The organism is Streptomyces sp. NPDC086077, from assembly GCF_040686175.1.
GTDB lineage: Bacteria > Actinomycetota > Actinomycetes > Streptomycetales > Streptomycetaceae > Streptomyces.
Map to the genome: position 1 here is coordinate 31,253 of NZ_JBFBJT010000025.1, position 16,716 is coordinate 47,968.

General features: G+C 73.2%; 12 protein-coding genes. 2 read left to right on the forward strand and 10 right to left on the reverse strand.

Annotated elements, in window-relative coordinates; genetic code table 11:
• Nucleotides 1–13 precede the first annotated feature (13 nt).
• Nucleotides 14–1,108 (reverse strand): DUF5925 domain-containing protein, encoded by a 1,095-nt coding sequence (locus tag AB0O67_RS10415; RefSeq protein ID WP_365448274.1) that lies wholly within the window; start codon nt 1,106–1,108, stop codon nt 14–16.
• 168 nt (nt 1,109–1,276) lie between these two features.
• Between AB0O67_RS10415 and AB0O67_RS10420 the strand changes: the two genes are divergently transcribed.
• The gene (locus AB0O67_RS10420) at nt 1,277–2,689 is read left to right on the forward strand and encodes a xylan 1,4-beta-xylosidase (RefSeq protein WP_365448275.1); all 1,413 of its coding nucleotides are present in this window, start codon (nt 1,277–1,279) and stop codon (nt 2,687–2,689) included.
• Nucleotides 2,690–2,693: 4 nt separating this feature from the next.
• Here the strand turns inward: AB0O67_RS10420 and AB0O67_RS10425 are convergent, their stop codons facing one another.
• The 6 genes from AB0O67_RS10425 to AB0O67_RS10450 all read right to left on the reverse strand — a co-directional run bounded on the left by AB0O67_RS10425 (nt 2,694) and on the right by AB0O67_RS10450 (nt 10,821).
• Nucleotides 2,694–6,359: a lipopolysaccharide biosynthesis protein gene (locus AB0O67_RS10425; protein WP_365448277.1), complete on the reverse strand. Its 3,666-nt coding sequence runs from the start codon at nt 6,357–6,359 to the stop codon at nt 2,694–2,696.
• Nucleotides 6,352–7,152, reverse strand: a complete 801-nt coding sequence (locus AB0O67_RS10430) for a polysaccharide deacetylase family protein (protein ID WP_365448279.1) — start codon at nt 7,150–7,152, stop codon at nt 6,352–6,354. Before AB0O67_RS10430 ends, AB0O67_RS10425 begins: the two co-directional genes overlap by 8 nt.
• Nucleotides 7,145–8,143 (reverse strand): glycosyltransferase family 2 protein, encoded by a 999-nt coding sequence (locus AB0O67_RS10435; RefSeq protein ID WP_365448281.1) that lies wholly within the window; start codon nt 8,141–8,143, stop codon nt 7,145–7,147. Before AB0O67_RS10435 ends, AB0O67_RS10430 begins: the two co-directional genes overlap by 8 nt.
• Entirely contained in the window at nt 8,140–8,961 is an 822-nt protein-coding gene (locus AB0O67_RS10440; RefSeq protein ID WP_365448283.1) for a glycosyltransferase family 2 protein, read from the reverse strand. The genes AB0O67_RS10435 and AB0O67_RS10440 overlap by 4 nt, the downstream gene beginning before the upstream one ends.
• Before the next feature lie 326 nt (nt 8,962–9,287).
• Entirely contained in the window at nt 9,288–10,385 is a 1,098-nt protein-coding gene (locus AB0O67_RS10445) for a GNAT family N-acetyltransferase (protein ID WP_365448285.1), read from the reverse strand.
• Nucleotide 10,386: 1 nt separating this feature from the next.
• Nucleotides 10,387–10,821, reverse strand: a complete 435-nt coding sequence (locus AB0O67_RS10450; RefSeq protein ID WP_365448287.1) for a hypothetical protein — start codon at nt 10,819–10,821, stop codon at nt 10,387–10,389.
• 257 nt (nt 10,822–11,078) lie between these two features.
• Between AB0O67_RS10450 and AB0O67_RS10455 the strand changes: the two genes are divergently transcribed.
• Nucleotides 11,079–11,882 carry an SGNH/GDSL hydrolase family protein gene (locus AB0O67_RS10455; protein ID WP_365448289.1) on the forward strand — a complete coding sequence of 268 codons (804 nt, stop codon included), beginning with the start codon at nt 11,079–11,081 and terminating at the stop codon, nt 11,880–11,882.
• A 3-nt stretch (nt 11,883–11,885) separates the two neighbouring features.
• Here the strand turns inward: AB0O67_RS10455 and AB0O67_RS10460 are convergent, their stop codons facing one another.
• From AB0O67_RS10460 to AB0O67_RS10470, 3 genes are read right to left on the reverse strand one after another with little or no spacing between them, the layout of a single operon-like run.
• The gene (locus tag AB0O67_RS10460; RefSeq protein ID WP_365448291.1) at nt 11,886–13,508 is read right to left on the reverse strand and encodes a serine/threonine-protein kinase; all 1,623 of its coding nucleotides are present in this window, start codon (nt 13,506–13,508) and stop codon (nt 11,886–11,888) included.
• Between the two features lie 58 nt (nt 13,509–13,566).
• On the reverse strand, nt 13,567–15,180 hold the full coding sequence (locus AB0O67_RS10465) for a nickel transporter (protein ID WP_365448293.1): 1,614 nt from the start codon (nt 15,178–15,180) through the stop codon (nt 13,567–13,569).
• Nucleotides 15,177–16,682, reverse strand: a complete 1,506-nt coding sequence (locus AB0O67_RS10470) for a tetratricopeptide repeat protein (RefSeq protein ID WP_365448295.1) — start codon at nt 16,680–16,682, stop codon at nt 15,177–15,179. The genes AB0O67_RS10465 and AB0O67_RS10470 overlap by 4 nt, the downstream gene beginning before the upstream one ends.
• Between the last annotated feature and the right edge of the window lie 34 nt (nt 16,683–16,716).

Sequence of the window (16,716 nt, forward strand, 5' to 3'; positions counted from 1 at the left end):
ACCGGGCGGCCCGCTACAGGTACAGCCCCGCCTCCGAGCCGCCGCGCGGCTCCGGCAGCGCCGTCGGGGAGGTGCCCCGGCGCAGTGCGTACAGCTCGGCCAGCGTCGCCCCCTCCCGGCCGACGCCCTCCTCGGTGCCCAGCCAGCTGATCGCCTCGCGCCGGGTCAGCGGCCCCACCTCGATGCGGGCCAGGCAGCGGCCGGGGCGGACGACGGCCGGATGCAGGCGCTCCAGGTCCTCGTTGGTCGTGACGCCGACCAGGACGTTGCGGCCCTGGCCCAGCAGCCCGTCCGTCAGGTTCAGCAGCCGCGACAGCGCCTGCCCCGCCGTGTGCTTGGCCTCGCCGCGGATCAGCTCGTCGCAGTCCTCCAGCAGGAGCAGCCGCCAGCGGCCCTTGCCCGCGGCGTCCTCCTCGCCGATCGCGATGTCCGTCAGATAGCCGACGTCGCTGAAGAGCCGCTCCGGGTCCAGGACGCAGTCCACCTGGCACCAGTCCCGCCACGAGCGGGCCAGCGTGCGCAGCGCCGAGGTCTTGCCGGTGCCCGGCGGGCCGTGCAGCAGCAGCAGCCGGCCCGCGATGTCCTCCGGCGTCGTCTTCATCAGCCGGTCCATGGCCTGCGCGACCGGCTCGGTGTAGTTGGCGCGCACCTCGTCCCACGTGCCAGCCGAGATCTGCCGCGTCGTACGGTGCGGGCCGCGCCGGGGAGAGACGTACCAGAAGCCCATCGTCACGTTCTCCGGCTGCGGCTCGGGCTCGTCCGCCGCGCCGTCCGTCGCCTGGTCGAGGACCTTCGTGGCCAGGTCGGCGCTGGTCGCGGTCACCGTGACGTCCGCGCCCCGGTTCCAGCGGGAGACCAGCAGCGTCCAGCCGTCGCCCTCCGCGAGCGTGGCGCTGCGGTCGTCGTCGCGGGCCACGCGCAGCACGCGCGCGCCCGACGGCAGCAGCGTCGCCCCGGAGCGGACACGGTCGATGTTCGCCGCGTGGGAGAACGGCTGCTCGCCCGTCGCGAAGCGGCCGAGGAACAGCGCGTCGACGACGTCGGACGGCGAGTCGCTGTCGTCGACGTGGAGCCGGATCGGCAGAGCGTCGTGTGGGTTCGCAGACATGCCGCCATGATCGGGCACACGGGCGCCCCGTGCACCCGCTTTCCGTGGTGCGCGCGGAGTGTCGGCCGTGTGCCCCTCGTTCCGCTGTGCCCCGGTCCATCCGGTTGCCGGGTCGTACATGTGCGACATCTGCCCCAACCGCGGTCCCCGCGGTTACTGTTGCCCACGATGGGACGTCATGAGTGGCACACGGGGGCACGGCGGTGGCGGCTCACCGCGCTGCTCGGCGTGTCGGCGGCCGTCGTGGCGCTGGTGGTGACCCTGCTCGGCACGCTCCCCGGCGACGGCGCGAGCACCGCCGGTACCTCACCCGACGGCGACAAGGTGCACGGCACGCCCGTCGCCCCGCCCGGGCAGCCGCGCCCCGACGTCGGCTGGGGCTTCACCCACACCCAGTTCAGCGCCGACGAGGGCGCAGCCGCGGCCGTGGGCCGGGTCGGCGGCCGCCTCGAACGGTCCGGGCTGCCGCAGAACCAGCACATCATGGGCTGGGGCGCCGACAACCCCGAGCCGCTGAAGGGCCGTTACGACTTCGCCGCCCTCGACCGCCGTGTCGACTTCGTCCGCGCCTCCGGCGGCACCCCGGTCATCACACTGTGCTGCGCCCCGGACTGGATGAAGGGCGGCACGGCCGGCGCCGGCAACACGGACTGGAGCCAGGACGCCCTGGAGACCGCCCCGCGGCCCGAGCACTACGCCGACTTCGCGGCCCTCGCCGCGACCGTCGCCAAGCGCTATCCCGACGTACGCCACTTCATCGTCTGGAACGAGTTCAAAGGCTTCTGGAACGACGCCGAGCAGCGCTGGGACCACGAGGGCTACACCGAGCTGTACAACCTCGTCCACAAGGCGCTGAAGGACGTCGACGAGGACATCATGGTGGGCGGGCCCTACCTGGTGATGGACAGTGTCGACCCACGGCAGACGGAGATCGCCTCCACCACCCTCCAGGGCCCCTGGGGCGCCCTGGACCAGCGTGTCCTCGACGCCTTCACCTACTGGAACGAGCACAAGGCGGGCGCCGACTTCGTCGTCGTGGACGGCTCCAGCTACACCAAGGACGACGAGCTGCTGCCGGACGAGTTCGCCGCCACGGAGAAGTTCACGGCCGTCGGGCAGTGGGTGCGGCGGCAGACCGGCGGCGAGCTGCCGCTGTGGTGGGCCGAGTACTACGTCGAGCCCGCCGACGGCAACGACGACCGGCACGGCTGGTCCGAGCCCCACCGCCGGGCCGTCCAGGCCGCCGCCATGATCGCGATGGTCGGCGGCGGCGCCTCCTCCGGCTTCTACTGGAACCCGGAGGAGGAGACCGGCCCCGACTGCCCCGGCTGCCTGTGGTCGCCGACCGGCACCGAGGACGGGGGCGCCGCGTTGCCCATGTACGACCTGGTCGCCCGCTTCGACGCCGAGTTCCCGCCCGGGACGGACTACGAGGGCGTGGCCGCCCCGGCCGGCGTGCGTGTCCTCGCCACCGCCAGGACCCTCCTGGTCGTCAACACCCGCGACCGGGCGGTCCGCGCCGAGGTCGACGGCAGGCGCCTCGAGCTGCGGCCGTACGAGGTGGAGTGGGTCGAGCGGTAGCGCGTCACTTCATCGTCAGGAAGCGCTGCGCCAGCGCCGCGCCCAGCACCGCCAGCAGTGGCAGGGAGAACCAGAAGCTGCCCTGCAACCAGCGCAGTTGCCGCACGCTCGGCCGCGTCGCCACCCGGATCACCTCCCGTGCCGACAGCAGCACCATCAGCGCGACGGCCGCGAGGGCGCCCACCACCGACCAGGGGGTCCAGGTCACCAGCGGTCCCGGTGGGCCGGGATCGGCCTCGGGGACGGGGCCGGCCGGTTGCCTGGCCAGGGTGTAGATCGTCACGTCCGCGTTGGCGAAGACCCGCCGCAGCTCCGGCCGCCCGTCCAGGTTCCGGATCAGCCGGGGCTCCCAGGCGGCCGCGTAGCCGACATCCATGCGGAGATAGGTGACCTGACCGCTGTTGATCATCAGATACGCGTGAGGGCCGGCGTCCTTCAACGCCTTGACCAGCCCTGACACCAGCGCCGGGTCGGCCGGCGCCTGCGTCGGCACGTACTCCACCTTCTCCATGTCCCGCGCGCCCCACGGCATCGCGGGCGTCACGGTCTCCAGCGGGTCGTCGCTGAGCCACAGCAGCCGCACGCTCGGGTCGTCGTGCGCGTACACGAACTCCATGGCGGCGACCTCGCCGGGCCGCACCCGCTCGAACGGCTCGTTGCCCCACCGGGCCACCAGGAACCCGCCCATCAGCACCAGCCCCGCCGTCAGCGCGGCCAGCGGGGCGAGGCTCGCACGGTAGCTGTTCCGTGTCCCGGCGGGCAGGCCGGCGCGCGGGAAGAGCGCGAGGCCCGCCAGCAGGGCAGCGCCGGGCAGCGCGAACAGGAAGACGCGCAACGCCATCTCGCCGCCGTAGGACTGCATGCCGAAGCCGAGGAACGGCACGAAGGTCAGGACCAGCAGCGACCGCTCGCGGTACCTGTGCGCGCGCCGCCGCCACCAGCCCCAGCAGGCTAGGGCCAGCACCCCGCCGGCCAGCGCCACGCGCGCGTACAGCACGAGTTTGTGGGTCGAGCTCCCGCCCTCGATCCGCCCGGACACCGACGACGACACGTTGCCGCCGACGCCCCCCACGCCGCCGAACAGCTCGTCGAAGTGCCCGGACCAGTACGGCTCGGCCATGAAGCCGATCCAGGACACGACCATCACGCCGAACAGGACGGGCAGCCCACGCAGTTCGGACACGTGGAGGAGCACCAGGACAGTGACCACGCCCAGCATCACGAAAGGCGTGAGCTGGTGGGCCGGAACGGTCGCCGCGAACAGGCCGATCACGACGAGCAGCAGCACCGCCCGCTGCCGCCGGCCCGCCGGCTGCACCTCCGCCTCGCCGGGGCAGAGCCTCGTCCAGATCACGCGCGGGGCGCGGAACCAGACCAGCAGGACCGCCACCAGGACGAGATACAGCAGATAGGTGAAGCCCTGCGGGGAGAAGTAGTCCTGGCCGACCCAGCCGCTGAGTACGAAGATCCACACGCCGGCCCACCGGGCGCGCCAGCTCGCCCGTAGTGCGCGGGTCAGCAGGAACAGCGGTGCCAGGTAGAGCAGCTGGACGGTCAGCGGCCACCAGCGGATCACCTCGGTGAAGTCGCCGACCCCACAGGCCTGGGCGACGAAGGCGGCCACCGCGAAGAACCCGGGCCAGCTCCAGCGCGCGTCCAGGTCGGGTACGGCCGTGCCGGTGCGGTCGATGTGGTCGAGGAAGCCGAGATGCTGCCAGGCCGTGGCGAACCGGGGCTCGGTCTCGACGACGGCGGGCAGCGCGTGCAGCGACACGACCGTCGCCAGCAGCGTGACCAGCAGCAGCGTCCGGTGCTCACGGCCGGGCCACAGCAGCGCGGCGAACACCACGACCAGCAGCGCGGCGCCGATCAGCGTCGGCAGGGGCAGGACGGAGACCAGGCCCAGCCCGCCCATGCGGTCCAGGTCGGCCTCGCCCAGGCCGGACGCCGGAACCCAGTAGAGCAGCAGCGCGGCGGCCAGCAGACAGCCGAGGACCACACCTAGGGGGGTGGGCATCAGCCGCTGCCGCCAAGGGACCCCCGCACGCGCGTCCCGCGTCGCCGTGCCCGCGACGGGCTCCGGCTTCCTTGCCGGGACCGGCGCCTCCACCACACTCACCCCCGTGGGCGGCGTCCCCGGCCCCGGCCGTACGTCCGGCCGCCGTTCCTGATGGTCGAAGTCGACCGGGGGGCCCAGCACGAGGGTGTCGCTGTCCAGCGCCCAGGCCGGTCCGTGCCTGCGCCCCGCCGGCCCGGGGGTCACCGGTACCTCGCGCGCCCCCAGGTCGGCCAGGTCCCCGTCGGGTGCCGCGCCGGGCGGGACGTCGGACGCGGCGCCCCGGACGGTGCGGTACAGCCTGGGCGCGGCGATCGCCACGATCACCGAGAGACTGACGATCTCGGCGACGCCCGCCCCGGTCAGGCCCATCCGCGGCAGCAGCACCAGCGTCAGGCCGAGCACCAGCGCGCACAGCAGCCCCTGCAACCAGGCCAGCCCCGCGGTACGGCTCTGGGCGCGCAGCACCGCGAAGTACGTCTCCATCACCACCCGCAGCACCGCCCCGGCGGCGAACCAGCGCAACAGCGGCGTGGCCGCCTCCGCGTACCCGGCGCCGAAGACGCCGAGGATCCAGGGCGCGCCGAAGAACAGCACCGCGGCGACCGGCAGCATGATCCGGGCCATCCGCCGCAGCGCGGCCCGGGTGTTGGCGGCGAGCCGGCCCGGGTCGTGCGAGCCCTCGACGGTCAGCGAGGCACCCATGTTGATGGCGAGCAGGTTGACCGTGCCGCCGATGGTTGCGGTGATGTAGAAGTACGCGTTGTCCTCGGCGCCGACCCGCGCGGCCACGATCACCGGCACCAGATAGACCACGGCGAGCGAGAACAGCGATCCCGTCCAGTCGCCCGCCAGGAAGCGGCCGACCTCCCGCAGCGCCGGCGTGCGCGCCTGGTCCTCGGTCACCCGCACGTGCCGGGGCACCAGCCGCCGGAACACCAGCCAGCCCAGCGGCAGCACCGAGGTGGCGATGGCCGCGACCCAGGAGACGAAGACCCCGGCCATCGGGATCGCCACCGCGAACGCGATCAGCAGCCCCAGCTTCACCGCCGAGAAGACGGTGTTCCCGACCGGCACCCACAGCGCGTTGCGCAGTCCGGTGAGCACCCCGTCCTGGAGGGTGAGCAGGTTCCAGGCGACGACGGCCACCACGAAACCGGCGGCGGGCAGCGGCGCATGCAGGAAGCGGTACGACGGTCCCCACGCGTCCAGCGTCAGCAGGAACACGCCTGCCGCCAGTGCCACCACGAGCGAACTGCCCGCGTACGTCCGGAAGATCAGCCGTCCGGTGCCACGGCCGGCGACCGGGATGAACCGGGCCAGGGCACCGGTGAGCGTCACCGCGGTGAGCCCCGCGAGGAGCTTCATCGCGGCGATCGCGGCGGACCCCTGCCCGACCGCCGCCTCGGAGTAGTGGCGGGCCGCGAGCAGCCAGTAACCGAGGCCGAGGACGGCGGAGATGCCGGTGTTCAGCATCAGGGCGTAGGCGTTGCGCAGCAGCTGGCCGCTGCCCGGCGACCGGCCCAGCCCCGGCAGTCGCAAGCGGCGCCGGGGCTGCTCGGTGGGCTCCTTCCCGGTCGGTGCGGCCTGTGTGGTGGTGGTCGTGTCAGACACGGTTACGGGTGGCCTTCCGGCGAACCTGACGTGCTCTGCGGACCATCGCGTAGCCCTTGGTGAGGGCGCGGTCCCTGACAAAGGTGCGGGTGATCGAGCGGCCCTCGACGAGCCGCTCGAACTCCTCGATCCCGGTGCCGCGGCGCACGGTGACACGGCGCAGGGCGTACGGCCCCTGGGCGGGGCGGGCGAGGTCGTTGCCGACTGCGAGCGCCTGGCCGTACCCCGTCGCCCGCACCTCCTGGCGGACCCGGCGGCTGGAGTAGCCGTACGGGTAGGCGAACGACGCGGGCGGGGCGCCCAGTTCGGCGGCGACGATGTCGCGGCAGCGGCTCAGCTCGAAGCGCAGGGCGTCGTCGCCGAGCTGGTCGAGCTGCGGGTGGCTGTGGCTGTGACCGCCGATCTCGACGCCCGAGGCGGCCAGTTCGCGCACCTGGTCCCAGTCGAGCATCCGGTCCAGGCCGCCCCCGGTGTCGTGGGCGCCCGCGATCCAGCCGGTGGAGACGAACAGCGTGGCCGGGAAGCCGTGCTCGGTGAGCACGGGCAGGGCGTGGCCGTGGACCCCCTCGTAGCCGTCGTCGAAGGTGACCAGGACCGGGCGCGGCGGCAGCGGACGGCCGGAGCGCCAGCGCCCCGCGAGCTCGGCCGTGGTGAGCGGGGTGAGCCCCAGGTCGCCGATGACCTCCATCTGCTGCGCGAAGGCCTCGGGAGTGACCGACAGGGCCCGGGTCGCGTCGTTCGGTTCGGACGCGACCGCGTGGTACATCAGTATCGGCACACGCGTGTCAGTCACGTCCGCTGCCCCCGATCGGCGCCACCGCGAACGCCGTGCCGCTCCTGCGCGCCCGCACGCTGCCCACGACATAGCCGCCGGCCGCCGCGCACACGCCCGCGACGATCGCCCCCGCCCTGCCCGCGCCGCCCGGCCGGGCCAGCACCGCGTCCCGCAGACCGCGCGCCACCCCGGCCGGCAGCACACGGGTCGTGTAACGGCGTTCGGACTCCAGCCCCTTCTGCGCGCCCACGCTCCGCGCCACCAGCGCCTTCGACAGGCCCTCGGCGTACGTGCGGGTGCGGAAGTAGCCGAACCGCTCGCGGCCCGACGGCACCCGGTGGTGGATCACCGCGCGGTCGTCGATCAGCAGCACCGCCTCGGGCACGGCGCGGGTCAGACGGATGCACAGCTCCGTCTCCTCGCAGCCCAGCGGGCGTTTGTCGCCGTCCCGGCCGATGCCGGTGGCGAAGCCGCCCGCCGCGTCGAACGCCGTGCGCCGGAAGGACGCGTTGCCGCCCAGCACGTTGCGGACCCGGACCAGGCCGGGCGGCAGGCCCCGGTAGGTGCAGCCGACCACCCAGTCGAACTCCTCCGGGAACCAGACAGGCCGGCGCCCCGAGGCCCAGACGGGCAGCGTACGGCCGCCGACCGCCATCACGCGCGGATCGGCGTAGGACGCGGCGAAGTGCCGCAGCCAGTCGCGTTCGGCCACGGCGTCGTCGTCCAGGAAGGCGATCACGTCACCGTGCGCGGCGGCGATGCCGGTGTTGCGGCCGGCGGACAGGCCGCGGGGGCCCGCGTTGGCGAGCACCCGCACGGCGGCGTCCTCCTCGGACTCCTTGTACTCCCGGGCGAGTCGGTCCAGGAGCGCCGCGTTGTGGTCCACGACCAGGAGCGTCTCCAGGGCCGGCCGGGACTGCGCCCGTACCGAGTCGACGGCCGCGAGGATGTCCTCCCAGCGGTCCTCGGTGTAGACGCAGATCACGACGGAGATGCCGGGATCGCTCAAGAGATCTCTCCCCGCGACGAGTCGAGCATCGGCGAGGGGTGGTTGCGGCGGCGCAGCGCGCGCCGGTTCGAGCGCTCCCGCAGGATCACCTTCAGCACCCGCAGCCCGTCGCGCACCGCCCTGAGGTTGCTGGTGCCGTGGATGCGGAGGTACTCGTGGCTGGGGATCTCCTGCACCTTCAGCCCGGCCTTGACCACGCGGATGTTCATCAGCGTCTCGACCTCGAAGCCGGTGCAGTCGAGGTCGATCTTGTCGAGGCAGTGCCGCCAGAAGGCGTTGTAGCCGTAGCACAGGTCGGTGTAGCGGGCGCCGAACTTGCGGTTGACGACCGCGCACAGCGTGCGGTTGCCCATCTTGCGGATGAAGGTCATGTCGTCGGTGCCGCCGCCGTTGGCGAACCGGGACCCCTTGGCGAAGTCCGCGCCGGAGACCAGCGCGGAGACATAGCTGACGATCTCGTTGCCGTCGGCCGAGCCGTCCGCGTCGACCATCACGATGATGTCGCCGGTGCACGCCTCGAATCCGGTGATCAGCGCGTCGCCCTTGCCCCTTCCGCGCTGTTCGACGACCTTCACGTCCGGCCACAGCCCACGGGCGACCTCTACGGTGTCGTCGGTGGAATTGCCGTCCACCAAAACCACTTCGTGGATCCAGTCCGGAAGGGTCTTGAAGACGTACGGGAGATTCTCCGCCTCGTTCATGGCGGGAATCACCACGCTCACCGGCGGTGTGATCGCCAGGTGCGTGGATATCGGCCGGTAGGCGCCGGCCGTCGTCGGATTCTGGTCGGCTGTCGCCGAGCCCAGAACAGAGCTCATCAGTTGGTCCCTCTCGTCCGGTGGACCGCCCACCCCCGGGCGGCCCGGCTCTTTGTCCGGTTCGAAAGGGGGGTTTGTACTGGCACAGCTCACCAGCCGCCGGAAATGGCAGCCGGTTGCGCGGAACGGCTCGGGCACACCGCAGGCGTCTCCGAGCACGGCACCCCCCACCGCGCGCCGCTCCGGCACAGCACCACGGCCCCTGAGCCCTCCCCTGGGTCCCCTGTGGTGATGGTCCGGTGCGGATGAGATGTATGACGGTATTGACGAATCACTCCTTATGGCAAGACCTGGGACCTCCCCTCACCTTTTAGTTGGTATGGCCGTTACCGGCGGCCTGGCCGGATCTTGCCCATTTGCTTCAGCAGTTTGTCCGCCGGCTGGAACAACTCCGGTCTCGCCACCACGGCATTGCGCAGTGCGCGCACCGGCGCACGCCGGGCTCGATGCCCGAACGCCACAGGATGACGTCGCGTCACCCACCCTTCGGAGACGAGAATTTCCCGTGTCTTCAGGGAATCCTTGTATTCTTTCGGTCCCCGCCCGAGATCGAGATAGGAGATCCCGTCGGCGGCGGCCCCCTCGGCCATCCGCAGATGCAGGACCAGTCCCGGGGAGTATTTCGAGTACGCCGGGTCGTACGCCGGGAACCAGCAGGCGAGCACCCGTTCGGTGCGCAGCCCGAAATGCGCGGCGATCGGTCTGCCGCCCGCGTACAGCACCGACAGGATCCCCGCGAACGGCTCCGAGCGGGTGTGGAACAACTGCTCCACCAGCCGGGTGATCCACTCGTGCGCGAAACGGTCGCTGCGCCCGGTCCTGCGGTACTGCGCGGACTTCCACTCCATCAGCGTGCGCAGCGCGGCCGGGTCCCGCTCGTCGTGGACGTACACGACCTCGCCTGCGTCCCGGCCGAGCTTGCGCTCCTTGGCGAGGGTGGACCTGGTGAACTTCGGCGACTGGCCGCGCAGCCGGGTCAGATACGCCTCGTAGCCCTGGTCGACGTCGATGACCGGGGACGGGAAGGTGCCGGAGGCGTGCGCCTCGAACGGGCGCTGGCCTTCCACCAGGTGGTCGAACTCCCATACGGCGAGCCCGCAGGCCCGCAGCAGCTTGCGGGCGTCCCAGGTGAACCCGGGGCGGTGCACCACGCCCTGTGCGTCGGAGACGCCGAGTCCGACGGCCCGGCCGACCCCGGCGGCGGTTCTCTGGAACGGGAGGAAGGCGGCGGGCTCGCCGTCCTCGCGGGCCACCGCGATCCGTACGCCCCGTCTGCACCGGCCCACGGCCAGCGCGAACTCCGGGGACAGGAAAGGGTTCGCCAGTTCGGGCGCATCGTGCAGATGGGCCTTGGCCTGCATCGCCGTCCAGGCCGCCCGGTCGGCGGCGGTCAGCTCGCCCGGGCGGTACACACTGATGTCCACGTCACAGGCCCTGTCTTCTCGCGGTGCGGCCACCGAGGCGCCGGACCAGAACCAGCAGGAGGGTGAGGGCGCTGAGAGCGGTCACGGCCACGATGCCGCCACGTACCGACCACAGGTGCAGGGCCAGCAGGCCCTGGGCCACCAGCATGTCGACGGCGATCGCGCCCGCCAGCGCCACGATCGCGCGGCCGAGCGGATCGAGCCCGTCGAGTGCCGCGGCGATGGCCGTGGCCGGCGCCGCCAACAGGAAGAACAGCGTGAACGGACCGCGCAGTGGCGAGTCGGACTCGATGAGCGCGAGCAGCGCGCCGATCCCGCCGACGGCGGTCGCCGCGCCCGCGAGCGCGAGAGCCAGGTCCCTCCCCGAACCGGGCCGTGTCCGCTCGGCGCCGTCTGACGCGTCTGATGCATCTGTCTTCGCACGGATGGTCTGCATTGGCGACTTTGCCCCCTGAAGCGCCGGATGCCGGGCTTCAATGTCGCGCAGCCCTCAGGGAGCCGTCAAGACGCGGAATGCGCTCTCTGCGATCCGAAAAAACGTTCCCCGGAGAGGGCCGGTCCGCCTCCGGGTGATGACCTGTCACATGGGGCCCACCGGTCTCACGGCCGGAAAAGTTTTGGCATGGACACTTCCATTCAACACGCGTAGTTGGTACCACGGTTGAGGCAGAGATCCTGCTAAACGGAGGTTCCATGAGACGTTCCCGACTTGTCGTGTTCCTCGGCTCACTCCTCCTCGCCGCCACGGCCGCCCTCACCGGCGCCGCCTCGGCGCAGGCGTCGGAAGCCGCCGCCACCAGCTATGTGGCGCTCGGCGACTCCTACTCCTCCGGCGTCGGCGCGGGCAGCTACATCAGCTCCAGCGGCGACTGCAAGCGCAGCACGCGGGCGTACCCGTACCTCTGGGCCGCCGCCAACTCACCCTCCACGTTCCACTTCACCGCCTGCTCGGGCGCCCGAACGGATGAAGTTCTCGCCGGTCAACTGGCGCCCGTCAACGCCAGCACCGGCCTGGTCTCGATCAGCGTCGGCGGCAACGACGCCGGCTTCGCGGACGTCATGACGACGTGCGTGCTCCAGTCCGACAGCGCCTGCGTCTCCCGTATCAACACCGCGCGTGCGTACGTCGACACCACGCTCCCCGGCAAGCTCGACAACGTCTACGCGACGATCCGCAGCAGGGCCCCCTCCGCCCACGTCGTCGTCATCGGCTACCCCCGCTTCTACAAGCTCGGCCAGGCCTGCCTCGGTCTGTCCGAGACCAAGCGCAGGGCCATCAACGACGCCTCCGACCTCCTGAACACCGCCATCGAGAAGCGCGCCCTGGACCACGGCTTCACCTTCGCCGACGTCCGCACCACCTTCACCGGCCACGAGATCTGCTCCGGCTCCTCCTGGCTGCACAGCGTCAACTGGCTCAACATCGGCGACTCGTACCACCCGACGGCGAGCGGGCAGTCCGGCGGCTACCTGCCGGTGCTCGACAGCGTCGCCTGACCCTCAGGGAGCAGGCGTAGCAGAAGGTGAGGAGGAGACCCCGCCCGTCGGGGTCTCCGTCACGCAGGTCACGGAGAACGCCACGGCGTCGGACGTGACCCGCACCGGCTCCCGGACCTCGACGCCGAGTGCGTTCTCGTACGTACCGCTCTCCTCGTACGTCGTCACGATCACCCGGTCCTGCCGGGTCCGCTCCCCGCCCTCCGGGAACGACAGCGTCCGCCAGCCCGGGTCGGTCACCTGGCCGTCGCGGGTGACCCACCGGTAGTCCACCTCGGCCGGGAGCCTGCCCACCGTGAAGGTCGCCGTGAACGCGGGCGCCCGGTCGTCCGGCGGCGGGCAGGGGCCGGAGTAGTCGGTGCGGGAGCCGGCGATGCTGACGGTCACCGTCTGGGGCGGGGGAGTGGACGAGGGGGGCGCGCTCGGCGTCGGGGTCGTGGCCTCGCCGCCGGTGGTGGTCTCCTCGTGCGGCGTCGATTCCGTCGGCCCCGTCGCCTCCGGCGCGGACGTGTCGGTGTCCCCCGCCGTCCGGCCGTCGCCGCCGTCGCCGTTGTCGTTGAGGAGCGCGTAGGTCAGCCCGCCGGCGGCGAGCGCCAGCGCAGCGATCCCCGCCATCAGTGCGGTGACGGCGCGACGGTCGCGGCGCGGCTCGGTGGTCGTCGCGGTGGCGGCGGCCGGGACCGGCCGCGGCGGGGTGGGGGACGGCGGCTGCCGGTGCTCGGCGATCGTGGGGGGATACGGGGTGTACGGCGTCGTGGGCGCGGTGTCCGCACGCCGGGTGCCTCCGGCGGAGGGGGCGCCCCCGGCAGCGACCAACCGCAGATCCTGCCCGGCCTTTTCGGGCGACAGCCGCTCGGCCGGGTCCTTGCGCAGCAGCCCCTCGATCACCGGGGTGAGCGGGCCCGCCCGGTGTGGGGGCGGCGGCTCCTCGTCGACGATCGCGCGCAGGGTGCTCAGCGGGGTGTCGTGCCGGAACGGGGAGTGGCCCTCGACCGTCGCGTACAGCAGCACGCCCAGCGACCACAGGTCGGACTCCGGCCCCGGCGTGCGGCCCAGCGCCCGCTCCGGTGCCAGGAACTCGGGCGAGCCGACGACCTCGCCGGTCATGGTCAGCGCGGAGCTGCCCTCGACCGTCGCGATGCCGAAGTCGGTGAGGACGACCCGGCCGTCGTTCGACAGCAGGACGTTGGCCGGCTTCACGTCCCTGTGCAGCACCCCGGCCTCGTGCGCGGCGCGCAGCGCGGACAGCACCTCGGCGCCGATGTGCGCCGCGCGCCGCGGCGGCAGCGGGCCCTCTGCGTCCAGCTGGTCCGCCAGCGAGATGCCGCGGACCAGCTCCATCACGATCCAAGGCCGGCCCTCCTCCGTGGCGACGTCGTAAACGGTCACGACGTTGCGGTTGGCGACCCGCGCCGCCGCCCAGGCCTCGCGCTCCAGGCGCGCGTACATCCGCTCCACGTCGGAGGCCGCCAGCCCGGCCGGGGCGCGTACCTCCTTGACGGCGACCTCGCGGTTCAGCACCTCGTCGCGGGCGCGCCACACGGTGCCCATCCCGCCCTCGCCGAGCGGGGACAGCAGGCGGTACCGGCCGGCGATCACGCGTTCACTGCCCGGTTGCACGGACACGGGCGCCCCCATTCGCAGCCGCGAGTGATGTGTCGTCTGATTTCTCCCCAAAAGTAGCTCACCCGAATGCCGTTGCCGCCCCCCTGAGCACCAATCCGGCGCCCAGGGCCACGACGACGAAGGCGGAGCCCACCGGTGCGCCGCGGCGGACCAGCGCGGCCAGGGGGTTGGCGGTCCAGCGCGGCCGCCGGACCAGCGCGCGGCTCACACCGGCACCGAACTTCACGACGGCGAAACCGGCGGCGGTCAGGGTGAGCGCCAGGCCGGCGCCGTAGGCGACGACGAGCAACAGCCCGAACCAGGCGTGTCCGAGGGCCGCGGCTCCCACGAGCACGACGACCGCGGAGGGACTGGGGACCATGCCACCGGCGAAGCCCATGAGGATCGTGTCGCGCAGGGTGGGGGCGACGGGGTGGGAGTGGGTGTGGCCCCCGTGGGTGTGGGTGTGCGCGTGAGGAGCGGCAGAGGTGTGGTGGCCGGGGTGCGGGTGGTCGTGTCCTCCGTGTTCGTGCGGGTGGTCGCCGTGGTCGTGCGGATGGTCGTGTCCCCCGTGATGGTGTGCGTGGTCCCGGTGGTCGGCCGCGTGTGCGTGCTCGTGGCCGTGGTGGCCGTGCTCCCGACCGTGTTCGTGCACGTGAGCCGGGCCGTGCCCGCGGTTCCGGATCGCCCGCCGGACCAGGCCCGCTCCCGCCAGGGTCACCAGGACGCCGCTCCCGATGCCGAGCCAGGCGACCACCGAGGGTGCGGCCGCGGAGCCGCCCGTGACCAGGAGGCCGAGGGCGACCACGCCGAGGGTGTGGGTGACCGTGACGGAGGCGGCCAGGGGCAGGACGTCCTTCATGCGGGCCCGGCCGCCGTGGGCCGCCGCGGTGGCCGCCATCAGCGTCTTGCCGTGTCCCGGTGCGAGGGCGTGCAGGGCGCCCAGACCGGTCGCGACGAGCAGGGCGAGGGCGGCGAAACCGGCTGTGAGGTCCTGGCGGGCGACCAGCGAGTCCAGGGCCCTGGTCCAGCGGTCGGCGCCGCGCGGCAGGACGGACGCGGCGGGCGCGTCGCCCCGTTCCTCGGCCAGGGCGGGACCGCCGGGCCGTATCCGCAGGGCGGCGGAACCGGTGTCGGCCGGGGACGACAGCAACTCCTCAGGATAGGCGGTCAGTTCGCGCGACACCGACTCCTCCGGCACGTCCGACGCGGTGAGCGTCGTACGGCTCCCGCGTGCGGTGATCTCCCGCCAGCCGGGCCCCGAGCCGGCACCGGCGCTACGGAATCCGACGGTGGCGGGGTCGCCCTCGGGAAGGGGAGCGGTCAGTGCGCACTCCAGCCTGAGGGTGTCGAGCCCCGCCTGACCGGGCCGCACGCGCGCCTGGCCGCCGGTGACCCGGAGGGGGACCGCGCGCCCGTCGACGGTGACCTCGCTGTCCCGGGCGGCGGCGGCGCACCGCTGCCTCGCCCACCCGCTCAGGCCGAGCCGCTCGACGTCGGGTGCGGCCTGGGTCGCGGGGATCTCGGCGAGGTCCTCGACGTGGTCGACGCGGAGTTCACCGGGGGCGGCCACCAGGCCGTCGTAGTGGTTGACGGTGAAGTTGCCGAGCGGGTGCGCGGACGCGGTGCCGGCGGGGACGAGAAGAAGGGCGCCGGTGGCGGCCAGGACGGCGAGGAGACGAGGGAGCTTCACCCGGCCGCCTCCAGGGACTTCAGGGCCGTACGGGCCTCGCGGGCGCCCAGCGGGGAGAAGCCGGGGTTCAGTTTCAGGGCCGTCGTAAGGGAGGCGCGGGCCTGCTGTGCGCGGCCCGTGGCGAGCTCGATCATGCCGCGGTGGTACAGGAAGGCGGCGTTGCGGTAGCCGGTGGCGGTGGCCCGGCGGGCGTACGGCAGGGCCTCCTCGTGACGTCCGTTGACGTGCAGCGCCCAGGCGAGGGCGTCCGCGGTGTGCACGGTGCGGCGCCGGTCCCACTCGGCGCGGGCGGCCTTCAGGGCGAGCTTCGCGCCACCGTGGTCGGCGGCGGCGAGCGCGGTGTCGAGGTCGGCGTTGACGCCACTCGCGCGCGCGAGGGCGGTCCAGGCGTGGACGAGGGCGTACTGCGCACGGGCCTTGGCCCGTTCGCCGCCCGCCTCGTACAGCTCGCCGAGAGCGACGAGCGCACCGGGCAGCGGGGCGCGGGCGACGACCGCCTCCATGCCCCGGACGGCCCCGGCACGGTCGCCGCCCGCCGCCTGCGCGCGGGCCCGCCCCTCCAGGGCGGGGAGGTAGCCGTCGTCGGCGGCGAGGGCGCGGGCGTAGTGCCGCAGGGCACTCGCGTGGTCGCCCTGGTTCCAGGCTAGTTGGCCGAGCGCGGTGGCGACGTAGGCGGTGTCGGCCGGTGTGGCGGCGGCGTCGAGGGCCTGCTCGAGGACCCGGCGGGCGGTGCCGACGTCGCCGCGCAGCTCGCGCACGTAGGCGTACCGCGTGAAGACGGGGATGCCCGGCCGCCGGGCGTCGGCGGTGCGGGCGGCCCTCGCCGCCTGCTCGTACCGGCCGAGTTCGAGCAGGGCGTCGATACGGCTGCACAGGGCGCGTTCGTTGTAGGGGTTCTCCTCGAGGGCCCGGTCGGCGTGGTCCAGGGCGCCGGTGAAGTCGTGGCGGGCGGCGGCGAGAGCGGCCCGCCCGGCCAGCGCCTGGTCGTTGCGGGGGCGCAAACCGAGCGAACGGTCCAGCGCCTTGTCGGCCTGCGGATAGCGCGAGGGGTCGCCGTCGACCCTGGCCTGTTCGACGTAGCCGAGCCCGAGAGCGGCCCACGCGCCGAAGTCGCGCGGCTGCGCACGGAGATGGGTCTGGAGCCCGGAGACGGCCGCATCCAGGTCGCCCCCGCCGAGCAGGGCGGCGGGGGACACCCCGCTGCCCGTCGTGGCCAGGGTCCTTCCGTCGTCGGCCCGCGTGTTGCCGACCGCGATCGACGCTCCGGTGAGCGCCACGGCCAGCAGTACGACGCAGCCGGCGATCTGGGCCCGGCGCCAGTGCCGTCCGTGTGCCGAGACCCGCCGCAGCGCGGCCACCCGCTCGTCGGTGTCCCCCGCCGCGGACGCGGTGCCGCCGGACGGGTCCGGGGCGCCGGCGCCCGCCGCCACCCCGCACTCCCCGGCGTCCGGCCTGCGGCCGCGCTCGCTCTGCGGCTCTTCGTCGTTGGTACGCGCGACCATGCCTCTCCTCGGTGTGCCGGCGGGTGGGACGTCG